This is a genomic window from Specibacter sp. RAF43 (assembly GCF_052114065.1).
Lineage (GTDB): Bacteria > Actinomycetota > Actinomycetes > Actinomycetales > Micrococcaceae > Specibacter.
Genome location: NZ_JBFREA010000024.1, coordinates 21484 through 35940, shown reverse-complemented (window position 1 = coordinate 35940; position 14457 = coordinate 21484). Strand labels below are relative to the sequence as shown.

14 protein-coding genes are annotated in these 14457 nt (G+C 68.5%); 3 read left to right on the top strand and 11 right to left on the bottom strand.

From position 1 onward, the window contains the following. Positions 1-110: 110 nt before the first annotated feature. The 8 genes from der to AB4Y80_RS13175 all read right to left on the bottom strand — a co-directional run bounded on the left by der (position 111) and on the right by AB4Y80_RS13175 (position 7876). A complete protein-coding gene (gene der / locus AB4Y80_RS13210; RefSeq protein WP_442214694.1) occupies positions 111-1667 on the bottom strand; it encodes a ribosome biogenesis GTPase Der in 1557 nt (518 codons plus the stop codon). Then, positions 1664-2341, bottom strand: a complete 678-nt coding sequence (locus AB4Y80_RS13205; protein WP_442214692.1) for a lysophospholipid acyltransferase family protein — start codon at positions 2339-2341, stop codon at positions 1664-1666. Before AB4Y80_RS13205 ends, der begins: the two co-directional genes overlap by 4 nt. Beyond that, entirely contained in the window at positions 2338-3030 is a 693-nt protein-coding gene (gene cmk, locus AB4Y80_RS13200) for a (d)CMP kinase (protein ID WP_442214756.1), read from the bottom strand. Before cmk ends, AB4Y80_RS13205 begins: the two co-directional genes overlap by 4 nt. Positions 3031-3131: 101 nt before the next feature. Then, positions 3132-4235, bottom strand: coding sequence for a prephenate dehydrogenase (locus tag AB4Y80_RS13195; RefSeq protein ID WP_442214690.1), 1104 nt, complete (start codon positions 4233-4235; stop codon positions 3132-3134). Positions 4236-4242: 7 nt separating this feature from the next. Beyond that, a complete protein-coding gene (locus AB4Y80_RS13190; RefSeq protein WP_442214688.1) occupies positions 4243-5319 on the bottom strand; it encodes a pseudouridine synthase in 1077 nt (358 codons plus the stop codon). A 73-nt stretch (positions 5320-5392) separates the two neighbouring features. Continuing rightward, on the bottom strand, positions 5393-6049 hold the full coding sequence (gene scpB / locus AB4Y80_RS13185) for an SMC-Scp complex subunit ScpB (protein ID WP_442214687.1): 657 nt from the start codon (positions 6047-6049) through the stop codon (positions 5393-5395). Beyond that, positions 6046-6981 (bottom strand): segregation and condensation protein A, encoded by a 936-nt coding sequence (locus tag AB4Y80_RS13180; RefSeq protein ID WP_442214755.1) that lies wholly within the window; start codon positions 6979-6981, stop codon positions 6046-6048. The genes scpB and AB4Y80_RS13180 overlap by 4 nt, the downstream gene beginning before the upstream one ends. Before the next feature lies 1 nt (position 6982). Further along, positions 6983-7876: a ParA family protein gene (locus AB4Y80_RS13175; RefSeq protein ID WP_442214685.1), complete on the bottom strand. Its 894-nt coding sequence runs from the start codon at positions 7874-7876 to the stop codon at positions 6983-6985. Positions 7877-8050: 174 nt separating this feature from the next. Here AB4Y80_RS13175 and AB4Y80_RS13170 point away from each other — a divergent pair, with 174 nt between their 5' ends. Beyond that, entirely contained in the window at positions 8051-8800 is a 750-nt protein-coding gene (locus AB4Y80_RS13170; protein ID WP_442214684.1) for an ABC transporter ATP-binding protein, read from the top strand. 8 nt (positions 8801-8808) lie between these two features. Then, a complete protein-coding gene (locus AB4Y80_RS13165; RefSeq protein ID WP_442214683.1) occupies positions 8809-10482 on the top strand; it encodes a DUF6297 family protein in 1674 nt (557 codons plus the stop codon). Between the two features lie 25 nt (positions 10483-10507). Here the strand turns inward: AB4Y80_RS13165 and AB4Y80_RS13160 are convergent, their stop codons facing one another. Next, positions 10508-11551, bottom strand: coding sequence for an LLM class flavin-dependent oxidoreductase (locus AB4Y80_RS13160; protein ID WP_442214681.1), 1044 nt, complete (start codon positions 11549-11551; stop codon positions 10508-10510). A gap of 40 nt (positions 11552-11591) precedes the next feature. Beyond that, on the bottom strand, positions 11592-12266 hold the full coding sequence (locus tag AB4Y80_RS13155; RefSeq protein ID WP_442214680.1) for an NADPH-dependent F420 reductase: 675 nt from the start codon (positions 12264-12266) through the stop codon (positions 11592-11594). Between the two features lie 96 nt (positions 12267-12362). On the opposite strand from AB4Y80_RS13155, the gene AB4Y80_RS13150 reads away from it, so the two are divergent. Beyond that, the gene (locus tag AB4Y80_RS13150) at positions 12363-12866 is read left to right on the top strand and encodes a MarR family winged helix-turn-helix transcriptional regulator (RefSeq protein ID WP_442214679.1); all 504 of its coding nucleotides are present in this window, start codon (positions 12363-12365) and stop codon (positions 12864-12866) included. Positions 12867-12992: 126 nt separating this feature from the next. On the opposite strand, the gene AB4Y80_RS13145 is transcribed toward AB4Y80_RS13150, so the two are convergent. Continuing rightward, positions 12993-14417 (bottom strand): cation:dicarboxylate symporter family transporter, encoded by a 1425-nt coding sequence (locus AB4Y80_RS13145; RefSeq protein WP_442214677.1) that lies wholly within the window; start codon positions 14415-14417, stop codon positions 12993-12995. Positions 14418-14457 lie beyond the last annotated feature (40 nt).

Below are 14457 nucleotides of genomic sequence, written 5' to 3'. Positions count from 1 at the left end.
CCGTGGCTGAACCACCTGAAAAAGCTTACCCCATATTTTTGGCGCGGCTAACCAGTCCGGGCGTGACGGAAGTCTCTCGATCCCGGCACGCCCGATCCCTTGCCCCGCGCCTACTTCTTGCGGCTGCGCTTCTCCCGCACGCGCATGCTGACCTCGATCGGCGTGCCCTCAAAGCCAAAGGTTTCCCGCAAACGGCGGGTGATGAAGCGTCGGTAGCCGGGGTCCAGGAAGCCGGTGGTGAACAGCACGAACTTCGGCGGACGGCTCGATGCCTGCGTGCCGAACAGGATGCGGGGCTGCTTGCCGCCGCGCACCGGGTGCGGGTGCTCGGAGACCAGCTCGCCCAGGAACGCGTTCAGGCGGCCCGTGGGGATGCGCCGGTCCCAGTTCTCCAGCGCCAAATCCAGCGCGGGCACCAGCTTGTCCTTGTGCCAGCCGGTCTTGGCGGAAATGTTCACCCGCGGAGCCCACTCAACGTGCGCCAGGTCTTGCTCGATCTCGCGTTCGAGGTACTTGCGGCGCTCGTCGTCGAGCAGGTCCCACTTGTTGAACGCCAGGACCAGGGCGCGGCCGGATTCGATGGCCAGCTGGAGGATGCGCACATCCTGCTCGCTGAGCACCTCGTCCACGGCCAGCAGCACCACGGCCACCTCGGCCTTCTCCAACGCGGTCTGCGTGCGCAGGGAGGCATAGAAGTCGGCGCCCTGGGCCATGTGCTGGCGGCGGCGGATGCCGGCCGTGTCCACAAAGCGCCAGGTGCGCTCGCCGAGCTCGATCAGCTCATCCACCGGGTCGCGCGTGGTGCCGGCAACGGTGTCCACCACGACGCGCTCGGTTCCGGCGAGCTTGTTCAGCAGGGACGACTTCCCCACGTTCGGGCGCCCAATCAGGGCCACACGGCGCGGGCCGCCGGTGCGCTCGACGCCGGCCACGGCGGAAAACTCCGGCAAGACGTCCATGACGCGGTCCAGCATGTCGGCGACGCCGCGGCCGTGCACGGCCGAAACCGGGTATGGCTCCCCCAGGCCCAGGCCCCACAGCGAGGCGGCGTCGGCCTCCTGCACAATGTCATCGACCTTGTTCCCGACCAGGATGACCGGCTTCTTGGCCTTGCGCAGCATGCGCACGACGGCCTCGTCGGTGGCGGTGATGCCCACTATCGCGTCCACGACCAGCAGCACGGCGTCCGCCATCTCCACGGCGATCTCGGCCTGTTCGGCCACGCGCAGGTCAATGCCGCGCGCGGCGCGCTCCCAGCCGCCGGTGTCCACCAGCGTAAAGTTGCGACCGTTCCAGTGGGCGGCATACTGTACCCGGTCGCGTGTGACGCCCGGAGTGTCTTCCACCACGGCCTCGCGGCGGCCCAGGATCCGGTTCACCAGCGTGGACTTGCCCACGTTGGGCCGTCCCACAATAGCCAGCACCGGATCCGCCCGGAGCGCGGCCTCGTCCGTGCCGTCGTCGAACTCGCCGGCCAGCAGCGCGGCGTCCTCGGCCTCGAGTTCGTAGTTGGCCAGGCCGGCCAGCAGCGACGCGGCACGCTCGTCGGCGTCGGCGTCGGAGATCCCCGCCAGCCGCTCGGCCACATGGTCTGTCCCCGTGGGCGTGTAGTCCTGGTGACCAATCTCACCCTCATCGGGGCGCGGGCTCGACTGCGTCTCGCTCATGGTTGCTGTCCTTTTTGGTGTGGGGGTGGGTCATCATCCGCAGGCAAATCCTGCCCTGTGGCGGCGGTGGCGGCGCTGATATGGGCCGCCAGCCGCACCCGGATCTGTTCCGTTGCTCTGTCCATTGAAACACGCCCGGAAACTCCGGGTTCACGCACGATTTTCACCGGCTCGCCAAACACCACGTGCAAACGCCGCCGGGGCCGGGGAATCGTGTCCCGGTGTTCGCCGCCCACCCGGGTGCCCAGGATGGCGACGGGGACGACGCCGGCCCCCGAGTTCAGTGCCAGCCACGCCACGCCGGCGTTCATGCTGGCGGCGTCGCCGGTCCCCCGGGTGCCCTCCGGCAGGATCCCCACGCAGTCGCCGTCGCGGTTCACCGGGATCTGGCCGGAGGTGGCCAGCACCCAGCCCAGGAATCCCTTGAACATGTCGTGGCGGACCATCACGTGCATGTATCGGCTGGCGGCGCCGACCATCACCGGCCCGTCAAGGTAGCTGAGGTGGTTGGCGGCGAAGATCACGGGGCCGTCGGCGGGGATGTTGGCCCGGCCGTGCACCGTGGTGTGGTAAATGAGGTGGTCCAGGACCCGGCCCAGCGGCCGGCTCCAACGCGTCTTCCACGGCGGCGGCACAGACGTCAGGGTGCGCAGCACCCGATCCCGCTTGGTCATGCAGGCAAGTCCTCGTGCACGGCCCGGCGCACCACGGTGATCACGGCACCAATGGTCTGCTCAAAGTCCAGGTTCGAGGAATCGACGGTGAACACGCCGTCGGCCGCGCGCCGGAAGTCCACCACGGTGGAGTCCTTCGCGTCGCGGCCGAGCACCTGCTCCTTCAGCTGCGCCTGCGTTTGCGTGCCGCCGAGCTGGAGTCCCCGGCGGCGGAGCCGGGCTTCCTCGCTGGCGGTCAGGATCAGCCGGGCCTCCGCGTTCGGGGCCACCACGGTGGTGATGTCCCGGCCCTCCACCACAATGCGGTGGTGGCACTCGGCGATGATGGCCTTCTGGCGGCGGATCAGCTCGGCGCGGGCGCCCAGGTTGGCGGCGACGGTGCTCACGGCGGCGGAAATTTTCGGCTCGCGGATGGGGCCGGTGACCGTGATCCCGTTGACCTTCACAAACTCCTCGCCGGGGGTCAGGTTTTGTTCCAGCCGGATTTCCCGGGCGGCGCTTTCCACGGCCTGGGCGTTGTCCAGGTCGATCCGGCCGTTGAGGCAGTGCCACGTCACGGCCCGGTACATTGCGCCGGTGTCCAGGTAGGCCAGGCCCAGCCGCTGCGCTACGGCCTTGCTCACGCTCGACTTCCCGGACCCGGACGGCCCGTCAATGGCGACCACCAGCGGCTTCCCCTGGCGCAGCATGATCTTGTGCACGCCGGCCAGGCCCGCGCCGGCGGGGCCTTCCGCGGCAAGGTTTGCGCCCGCGAGGTATGTTCCGGCCACGCCGGCTGTCTCGATGCCTGTCACAAGATGACCTTCCAACCGCGTTCCGTCAGTTCCTCCACCAAGCCCACACGCTTGGACGGCATGACGGAAAGCTCCACCATGCCCACCTGCACGCCGGATGAGTGGTCCAGGCGCAAATCCTCCACATTGACACCGATGTGGCCGATCTCCGTGAGCAGCTTCGCGATCTGCCCCGGCTTGTCGTCCACTAGCACGGTCAGCCACGAATATTGCTGCGCCGGGCCGCCGTGCTTGCCCGGGATGCGGGTCTGCCCGGCGTTGCCCTCGGCCATCAACTGCGCCAGGTCCAGCCGCGCGCCCGGGGCCGTCGGGGCACTGAGCGTGGCGATCAGCCGGTCCAGATCGGCCCGGACCCCCTGCATGATCTCCAGCAGCTTCGGCGCATTGGCGCCCAGGATCTGCACCCACAGGGCGGGGTCGCTGGCGGCGATGCGGGTCACGTCCCGCAGGCCGTTGCCGGCCAGCGACAGCGCGTGCGCCGGGGTTTCCTGCAGCCGGCTGGCCACCAGCGAGGCCATCACCTGCGGGAGGTGGGAGACCAGCGCCACGGCGGCGTCGTGCTCATCGGGGCTGAACCGGAACACCACGGCGTCCAGGTCGATCGCCAGCGAATGCGCCACCTTCACCGCATGCTTGGCGCTGGCCTCCGACGGGCAGAGCACCCACGGCATCGAGTTGAACAGCTCCCCCCGCGCGGCAACCGGTCCGGACTTCTCCCGCCCGGCCATCGGGTGGGTGCCAACGTACCGGTGCAGCAGTTCGCGCTCCGCGCCCACCAGTTGGCGAAGCTCGGCCAGCACGGCCCCCTTGACGCTGGCGATGTCCACCACGACGGCGGACGGATACGTTTTCAGCGCACCGGCCACCACCGCCGCGGTCACGTCGGGCGGGGCGGCAACCACCACAAGCTCCGGGGACAGGTTCTCGGCGGGGTCAAAGGCGCGCCCGGCGCCGATGTCCACGGCCACGGCCTGCGCGGACGGGGACGGGTCGGAGAGCACCACGTCCAGGCCGTGCGCCCGCAGTCCCATGCCAATGCTGGCCCCGAGCAGACCGCTGCCAAGTACCAGCACCGGTCCCACCAGATGCGTTGGATTCATCCGCTGCCTACATCCCCACTTCTGCCAGGAGGTGGCCCACCTCGTGGCGGCCCAGGACGCGGATGCTGCCTTGGCGCTGGTCGCCCAGGGCGATGGGGCCGAACTTCACGCGGACCAGCCGCTCCACCGGGTAGCCGACGGCGTCAAACATGCGGCGCACAATGCGATTCTTTCCCGAGTGCAGGACGACCTCGGCCAGCACGTGGCCCGGGGTGGAGTCGACGAGGCGGAAGGTGTCCACCCGCGCCCAGCCGTCCTCGAGCTCGACGCCGTCCTTCAGCTGCGCGCCAATGCCCTGGGCCATGGGTCCGCGGACCTGGACCAGGTACGTCTTTTGGACCTCGTATTTGGGGTGGCTCAGGCGGTTGGACAGCTCGCCGTCGTTGGTCAACAGCAGCAGGCCCTCGGTGTTGGTGTCCAGGCGGCCCACGTGGAACAGGCGTTCTCGGGTCTGGCGCTTCTTCAGGAAGTCCGCGATGCAGGGCCGGCCCTCGGGGTCGGCCATGGTCGAGACGACGCCCTTGGGCTTGTTGAACACCATGTACACCATGGATTCGTTGGTCTGGATGGTCATGCCGTCCACGGCGATGTCCACGGTTTCCGGGTCCACGCGAAGGCCCAGCTGGGTGATGGTGACCCCGTCAACTTGCACGCGGCCTTCCAGGATCATGTCCTCACACACCCGGCGGGAGGCCACCCCGGCCATGGCCATGACCTTTTGGAGGCGCTGGCCCTCGGGGTTGTGCATGTCCACGTCGTCGCTTGTCGTCTGCGGACGGCGGTTTTGCTCGGTGGGGCGGTTCTTCACCGGACCGAGGTTGCGGCCGTACCGTTCACTGCTGAACGGGCGGGCGCCGGACTGTGAGGGCTTCTTCGCTCCGCCGGCCTTCGGGGCGCCGAACTTGGATTTGGGGGCGCCGGCCTTGGGGGCCCCGAACTTGGATTTGGGGGCGCCGAACTTGCCGCCGCCTGCCTTCGCGCCGCCAAACTTGGCGCCGCCTGACTTGGGCGCTCCGGAGCGCGCCTGGCCGCCTCGCGGCTGATCTTGCCCGGAGGAGCTCCCGGAACGGGGCGACGGTGTCATGGTATGTCCTTAATGCTCAAATAATTCTCAAAAGAATGCTCAAAAGTGGGATGCCGGCAGGTGGTGCGTGGAACTAATACTGGGCGTCGTTGAATTCATGAAGGTTTTCCAGGCCCGGCAGGTGCGGTGCAATTTGCGGCAACTCGTCCACGCTTCCAATCCCCAACCGTTCCAGAAAGTACGCCGTGGTGCGGTACAAGAAAGCGCCGGACACCGGATCGGTCCCGGCCTCCTCAATCAGGCCGCGCTGCGCCAGCGTCCTCACCACCGAGTCCACGTTCACGCCACGGATGGCGGAAACCCGGGCCCGCGAGACGGGTTGGCGGTAGGCAATCACCGCCAGGGTCTCCAAGGCCGCCTGCGTGAGCCGGGCCGTCTGGCCGTCCACAACAAACTGTGACACGATCCCGGAATATGCGGCCCGCGAATAAATCCGCCATCCCCCGGCAAGTTGTCGAAGTTCAAAGCCGCGCACCGGTAGGGTGCCACCCTCCTTAGTATAGCCGTCGTACTCGCGCGCCAGTTCGGCCAGCAAATCCGCAACCTGCGCCGTGGGCAGGCCCACAACGGCGGCCAGCTGCACGTCGGAGACCGGTTCATCGACCACCATGAGCACCGCCTCCAGCGCCGCGCGGACCCCTCCCGGCCCGTTGAGCGTGCCTTCGGGGTCGGGCCCCTCCCCCATCATGGCGTCCGCCGGGGTGTTCCCGGGACCAGTCCCGGTGCTCATACGGCGGCCTCCAGCAAGTCCTTGTGCTCGTCCTGGACGGGATGTTCGTCGTCGAAGTCGCTGTCGGTGACCACGTCGCGGCGGGCACCGGCGGTCCATCGCACCAGCAGCTCCCCCAGGGGGCTGGGTTGGTCGAAGGCAATGACCGTGTCCCGGAACAGCTCCAGAAGGGCCAGGAACCGGGCGATCACGACCATGTGGTTCCCGGCGTCGGCCGTCAACATTCGAAAGGACAACGCCGGTCCCGTCCAGTCCGCGGCGGCGGGGTCGCCGGGGCCGGGCATCCCCGCGGTGAGCATGATCGTCAGCACGGCCGCCTGCTCGCGGACGCTCACCGGCTGCACGTGCAGGTGGGCCAGCCCGACCTCGGTGGCCGCCGGCTCCTTCGGCTCCATGGCCTTGGCAGCGAGTGCGGCGAACTGTTCCGGGGTGTGCCGCCACACCAGCTCCGGCAGCAACGCGGCAAAGTGCGGCTCGAGGCCGACGAGGCGGGGGAAGCGCCGGGCCTCACGCTCCAGCTCCGCGCCCATCAGCCCGGCCACCTCCTTGAACGCCTTGTATTGCAGGAGTCTGGCGAACAAAAGGTCACGGGCCTCCAAAAGGGCCAGGTCGTCGTCGTTCTCGACCTCGCCGGCCGGCAACAGGCGCGCGGCCTTCAGGTCAAGGAGTGTGGCGGCCAGGACGAGGAACTCGCTGGCCTCATCCAGCGCCCATTCCTCCCCGAGCTCCTGGAGGGCGCGCAGGTAGGCGATGAATTCATCGGTGACTGTGGCGATGGCGACGTCCGTGATGTCCAGCTCATGCTTGGAAATCAGGCCCAGGAGCAGGTCGAAGGGGCCCGTGAAGTTCGCCAGCCGCACCTCAAAGCGCTGCTTGGGCGCTGCGGCCGCCGGCTCGGCCGCGGTCCCCGCGACGGTTGGGTTCTCGGCCAGTTTAGGGAGCGCCGCCACGGGCTACCAGCTCTTTGGCCAGGCGCCGGTACGCGTCGGCGCCCGGGTGGTTGGCCGCGTAGGACGTGATGGGTTCGGCGGCCACCGAGGCGTCGGCGAACTTGATGGTGCGCTTAATGACAGTCTCGAACACCTTGTCGCCGAACGCCTCCACCAGGCGGGCCAGGACCTCGCGGCCATGCAGGGTGCGGGCGTCGTACATGGTGGCCAGCACGCCGTCCACCTGCAGGCCCGGATTGAGCCGGTCCTGGACCTTGTCGATGGTCTCCACGAGCAGGGCCACCGCGCGCAGGGCAAAGAATTCGCAGATCAGCGGGATGATCACCCCGTGTGCGGCGGTCAGGGCGTTGACGGTCAGCAGGCCCAGGGAGGGCTGGCAGTCGATGAGCACGACGTCGTAGTCGTCCTCCACCTTGCGCAGCGCACTGGCCAGGACCTGCTCGCGGGCCACCTCGTTGACGAGCTGGACCTCCGCGGCCGAGAGGTCGATGTTGGCCGGCAGGATGTCGATGTTCTCGATGTCCGTGTGCAAGATGGCGTCGCGGATGTCCACCTTGCGGTCCATCAGCACGTTGTAGACGGTGATGTCGAGCTCGTGCGGATTGGTGCCCAGCCCGGCCGACAGGGCGCCCTGCGGGTCAAAGTCCACCAGCAGCACCTTCCGGCCCGCCTCGGCGAGCGCGGCGCCCAGGTTGATGGTCGAGGTGGTCTTGCCCACCCCGCCCTTCTGGTTCACCATGGCGATGATCCGGGCCGGACCGTGCGAGGCAAGTACCGGGGGCTCGGGAAAGTCCGTCACGGGCCGGCCCGTGGGTCCCATGACGGCGTCATCCACGTCTACGCCCGCAAGAGTTGTTGAACCCTGCTCGTTGCTCACCTGTCAGTCCACTCTCTCGCCAAAACTTGCGCCAAAATCGCCGGCCTTCCTCTACCACGCCCTACGTTACCGGGTGCCCACGGCATGCTTTGGACATTTGCGTCGATTCCATTTTGAGCCTTGACCCTCACGTGGAGGATGAACGTTGGGGCGCCGTGCCTATACTTCATCATAATGAGTAAGAACACCAGTTCCGGCCAGCGCTCCACCTCCCCCGTCAACCGCGAGCGCCACAAGGACGTGGTGCGGGCCGAGAAACTTCAGGCCGGGTACGGYACCAAGGGCGTGTGCGGCGTCGTCAGCTTCAGTCTGCACGCCGGCCAAGCCCTGGCCCTGGTGGGCCCCAACGGCGCGGGAAAATCCACCGTCGTCAAGACCGTGGTCGGCCAGCTCGAGCCGGTCAGCGGGCAGACGCTGATCAACGGCGCGACCGTGGATGACCGCACCCTGGGCTTTCGCCGCGAGGTGGCTGTGGTCTTTGACGACGACGCCTTCTTCCCGGCCCTCACCGTCGAGGAGCACCTGGCCATCGTCTCCGCCGGGCACGGCGTGGAAGACGTGGAGGAGGTCATCGGCGCGGAACTTGAGTTCTTCGGCCTGGCCGGGCTCGCCGGCACCCGCCCGTACAACCTCTCCTCCGGGCAACGCCGGCGCATGCTGCTGGCCGCCGCCTTTGTCCGCCCGCGCTCCCTGCTGGTCCTGGACGAGCCCGAACAGCGCCTGGACACCGCCATGCGGCACCGGCTCGCCGCCCGGCTGCGCGAGGAGGTGGACGGCGGGCTGGCGCTGCTGGTGGTCACCCACGATCCGGAGTTCCTCGCCACGGTGGCCACCAAGGCGTTGTTCATCGCGGACACGATCCATCCCATGACGCCGGCCCAGGCGGCTGCGGCGATCTCCACCGAGAACCCGCACGTCGACTAGGCCCTGCGATGACGATGCAAACAAGCGAGCGCTTCAGCGCCAGGGAAATTCGGCAATACACGTTCAAGGTCGGACTCAGCCGCACCGAGGGCGGGGTCATGGAGCTCGTCTCCGAGGCCTACACCTTTATCCTGGGCGGGCTGACGCTGCTCACCATGGCCGGCGCCATCATCGTCGGCCTGCGCAACAGCCTGGGCGTGGGCACCGAATCCGCGCTCACCGCCTCCGTGGTCGCCCCGGGCTTTCACAGCGTGACGCTGCTGCAGGCCAGCGCTACCGTGCTGCTGACGCTGGCCGCGGCCCTCCTGGCGGTGGAGATGACCGTCGGTCCCATCACCATGACCGTCCCGCAAACCGCCTGGTGGCTGGGACTGCCTGTCCGCCGTCGAGGTTTCATCCAGCCGGGATTCTTCAAGTCGCTAATCTGGCCGGCGGTGGCCGGGATCGTGGTGGTGACGCCGTTGGCCCTGGGCATGGCGGACCCGGCGCATCCGGGCAGGATGGCCCTCGCGGTGCTGTGCGGCATAGGGCTGGCGTGGCTGCTGTATGGGGTGGCCGGCTGGTGCCAGGTCTCCAATTCCGGCAAGTGGCTCAAGAACCTCACCGGGGTCATCACGCTGCTGGCGCCGCTGACGGTGGTGGGCACGGCGCTGTACAACAACGGTGCCGGATCGGCGGCCATCACGGGGACGCAGACGGCCTGGCTGGAATACCTGCCCACGAGCTGGCCGCTGCTGGTGGCCGGGGGCGCCGTGTGGCCGCTGGTGGTCGTGCCGTGTGCGCTGTTGTTGTTGGGGGCCGTGTACTGGAACCTGGAGCGCATCACCACCGCGCGACTGAAGGCCAGTGCCGCGGCGGGCGCGTACGTGGCCGGTTCCCTGATGGCCATGGACGCCTCGGAGCTCTCGCGCTCCCTGGGCGGCGGGCCCAGGCAGGGCAGGTCCCGGGTGCGGCTGCCGCTGGTTTTCCGCGGCGGAACACTTGTGTCGCGGAGCGTCAAGACGTCATTGAGCACGCACGCCACCATGGCGCTGCGGGAACCGGTGCAACTGCTGCGCGTGCTGGTGCTGGCCGCCATCCCGGCCAGCCTGGCCGCCATCGAGTTCTTGGGCAATGCGGTCTTGATTGCCGTGGTGCTGTTTTTGTGCGCACACTTTGCGGCCACGTCGCTGGGGAACACGGCGCGGTTCGCGTCGGGGAACCCGGCCGTGGACGCGCTGATGCCGCTGCCCGCCACCACGATCCGGCGCATTCACTTCGTCATCCCCGCCGTGGGCATGACCGTGTGGGCGATTGTGTGCTTCGGTTTGTTGATGGCCCTGGGCGTGGGCTCCTGGCCGCTGTTCCTGCTCGCCGTCGTCGCCGGCCCGGGCCTGGGTGCGGCCACGCTGCGGGCCGCGTTCCGGCCCGCGCCGGATTGGAACATGCCCGCCGTCGCCACCGCCTCCGGGCCCGTGCCCACCGGCGCCGTCCGCGCCTTCCTGGTGGGCCCGGACCTCTCGCTCATTGTCCTGCTGCCCGTGTTGATCTGCCTGATCTCCGGCGGCGTCCCGGCGGCGGCCTTCCCGGCCCAGCTGACGCTGACCTGGATCGCCTATCTGTGGGGCACGCACGTGCGCAAGCCCAAGTCGGCCAAGAACGGCGGACTGTTCGGCATGCCCGCCGTTCCCGTCGCGAAGTAGCCGCCCCCCGTTGCGGGGCCGGCGTTTACTTGCCGGCCAGCAGGCGCTCCACGCGGGGCTTGACCTCGGTGGCCAGCAGTGTGAGGGACTCCAGGAAGTGCTCCTGGGGCAGGGAGCCGATGTCCATTTGCAGGAAATGCCGCATATGCCCCATGTGTCCATGGAGATCCACGATGCGGGCCGCGACCTCGTCCGGGTCGCCGACGTAGTACGCTCCCGGGGCCTCGGCCTGGGCCAGGAACGCCCGCCGGTCCGGGGCCGGCCAGCCGCGCAGCTTGCCCATCCCGATGTTCAGGTTGTACCAACCGGGGTAAAAGCGGTCCAGGGCCTCCTGCTTCGTCGGGGCGATCAGCCCCAGGGCCGCCACGGAGACCTTGATGTTCTCCCCCGCGTGCCCCGCCTGCGCGGCCGAGGCCCGGTAGAGGTTGGCGAGCGGGGCGAACCGGGCGGGGGCCCCGCCGATGATGCCGTAGGAAATGGGCAGGCCCAGTTTGCCGGCGCGGGCCGAGGACGGGGCGCTGCCTCCGGTGGCCAGCCAGATCGGCAGCTTGCCGTGGACCGGCCGGGGCACGACGGCCAGGTCGTGAATGGGCGCCCGGACGGTCCCGGACCAGGAAACGTTCGCGGTAGGGCTGTCATTGATGGCCATCAGCAGCTCGAGCTTCTCGGCGTAGAGCCGGTCATAGTCGTCCAGATCAAAGCCGAAGAGCGGAAAGGTCTCCACCGAGGAGCCGCGGCCGGCGGTGATTTCCACCCGGCCGCCGGAGATCGCATCGGCGGTGGAAAACTGTTGGAACACCCGCACGGGGTCATCGGTGCTGATGATGCTCGCGCCGCTGCCGAGCTTGATCCGCCGTGTGGCGGCCGCCGCGGCCGCGATCACCGTCCCCGGGGAGGACGCGGGCATGTCCAGGGTGTGGTGTTCGCCCACACCGAAATAGTCGAGCCCAGCCTGATCGGCCAGGACGATCGCCGCAAAGAGGTTTCCGATGGCCTCGGCCGTGGGCCGCAGGCTTCCGTCCGGATTGCGTTGGGTGTCACCAAAGCTGTAGGCGCCAAGTTCCATCATATTCTCCTAAGGGCAGTGCTGCGGGGTGTGGCAGGCGGGGTCAGGCGAGTGCGGATTCCCGGTCAGTGGCCAGGATTTCCTGGAGTTCCGGCAGGGTGTGGGCGCCGTTGAAAATTTCGGTGCCCGGCTGGAAGGCGCGGCCCGCCCGGAGCGGGCCGGCGTCGAGCGGGTCGTAGCCGAGACGGTCGATGAAGGCGGCCACCACGGCTTTCGCGCCGTCGTGGTCGCCGGCCAGGGCCAGGGCGCGCCGGCCCGCCGCTGCGGCATCCCGGCCCTCCGCCTCCAGGTCGTGGTAGCCGATGTGGTTCAGGGTCTTGACCAGCAGGGCGCCGGCCAGGAAGGACTGGATGACTTCGCTGCTCGTGCGGGGACTGCCCTCGAAATCGTCAATTTCACCGTCGATGGGCGCCCAGTAGTTCATCGCGTCGATGACCGTTGCGCCGGCCAGCAGCCCCGGCTGAAGCGTCCGGTATTTGTGCAGCGGCACGGCCAGGACCACGATGTCGGCCGCGGCCGCCTCGGCCGCCCCCACGGCCGCCGCGCCGGGGGTGATGATCTCCACCAGCAGCGCGATTTCCTCGGCCGGGCGGGAGGTGGCAATCCGCACGCCGTAGCCGGCCTTCAGGGCCTGGCGGGCGACGGCGGTCCCCACCCTGCCGGCGCCGAGGATCCCGATGGTCCGGGCTGCTGCGGGCTGGTTCGCGGGAGCGCTCATGCTGCGGTCCCTCCGTTTCTCCATATAGTCTGTCCAACAGACTATATTTCAAACAGATTATCTGTGCAACTTCATGACTGGAGTTATGATGGGGTCATGACCCAAAGCACCCAACCCCTCCCCGGGGCCGCGCCGGCGGCCGTTCCGGGCGATCTTGGCTGGCACCTGGGCATGGTGCTGCGCGGTTACCAGACCCGTTTCGAGGCGGCCGTTGAGGCCATGCCGGCCGGCATCCGCGGCTTCCAGGTGCTTTCGGCGGTGGTGCACCGGGATCCGCCCAACCAGCAGGCCCTCGGCGCCCACCTGGCGATCGACAGGACCGTGCTGACCTACCTCATCGACGCCCTGGTCGATGCCGGCGTCGTCGAACGCGTCCCCGACCCGGCGGACCGAAGGGCGCGCAAGGTCATTGCCACGGCGGCCGGCCGGCGGATGCTCACGCGGTACGAGGACCGCGTGGCGGCCGCCGAAGCCGACCTCCTGGCCGGGCTCGAGGAGGACGACGCCCGGGCCCTGGGCCGCTTGATCGGACGGCTCGCGCGGGAGGTCCACCGCACCCAACCGGGAACCAGCCCCTGCGAAGCGATGGACAACCTCTAGGGCCCTTCGGGCCTCCGCGCACACGGGCGCCGCCCGCCCAAACCACAAACGAGGGGTCACCCGGCCACCTCGCCCGGGGGGCGAGTGCGTGGTCGGATGACCCCTCGAGGTGGATGCCTCAGCCGGCTACACCCGGGCCGGAACCCGGCCCTCGCCCGAGGGATCCGTCGACCCGGCGGACACCCCGAGCGCAAGGGGCGTGCCGGCGTCGTCCGAGTCCGCGGCGCCGAGGAGGGCGTCCTCATGGGAGAGCATGGAGGATTCGTCGAACGGATCCTGCTTGTCGAGCACCCGGGCGACCTGGGCGGCGTCGATCTCCTTCACCCAGGTGCCCATGAGCACCGTGGCGACGGCGTTGCCGGTGAAGTTCGTGAGCGCGCGGGCCTCGGACATGAAGCGGTCGATGCCGACGATGAAGGCGACGCCGCCCACCAGGTCGGGGCGGTGCGCCTGGAGCCCGGCGGCCAGCGTGGCCAGCCCGGCACCGGTGACCCCGGCTGCGCCCTTGGAGGCGATGACCATGAAGACCAGCAGGCCGATCTGCTGGCCCAGGTCCATCGGCACGCCCATCGCGTTGGAGATGAACAAGGAGGCCATGGTCAGGTAGATCGCGGTGCCGTCGAGGTTGAACGAGTAGCCCGTCGGGACCGTGATGCCAACGACCGGCTTGGACACGCCCAGGTGCTCCATCTTGGCGATCAGCCGCGGCAGGGCGACGTCGGAGGAGGACGTGGAGACGATCAGCAGGTATTCGCGGCCCAGGTAGCGCATGAGCTTGAAGATGTTGAAGCCGGTGGCCAGCTTCAAGATGCTGCCCAGGATCACCACCACGAACAGGGCGCAGGTGAGGTAGAACGCCGCCATCAGCAGGCCGAGGGCGCCGATGGCGGCCCAGCCGGTGACGCCGACGACGGCGGCGATGGCACCGAAGGCGCCGATGGGGGCGGTCCACATGATCATGATCAGGATGCGGAACACGAGGGTCTGGATGTGCCCGATCCCGGTCAGCACGGCCTGCCCGGCCCGGCCCATCTTTTGCAGGGCGAACCCGGTCAGCAGCGCAATGAGCAGGGTCTGCAGGATGTTCCCGGAGGTCAGGGCGGAGAACATGGACTCCGGGATGATGCCCAGGATGAAGTCCTGCGTGGTGCTGGCCTCGGCGGTGGTCTTGTAGACGGCATCCTGGAGGTGCAGTCCGGAGCCGATGGGGATGATGTTGCCGACCACCATGCCGATGCCCAGGGCAAACGTGGTCATCACCATGAAGTACAGCAGGGCCAGGCCGCCCACCTTGCCCACGGTGGCCGCCTTCTTGATGGAGCCGACGCCGATGACGATGGTGCAGAAGATGATGGGCGTGATCATCATCTTGATCAGGCCGATGAACGCATCGCCCATGGGCTTCAGGGATGCGGCAAAGCCGTGCTTGCCGGGGAACACCAGTCCCACCAGCACCCCCAGGACGACGCCGACCACCACGGCCAGGTACAGCCAGTGTGTCTTGTCCAGGCGGCGGGCCTTTGTGGCGGACTCTCGTCGTTGAGAGCTCATTTTCACTCCTTGTGATTAGCATTGGTTAGTGCGGCGTGCG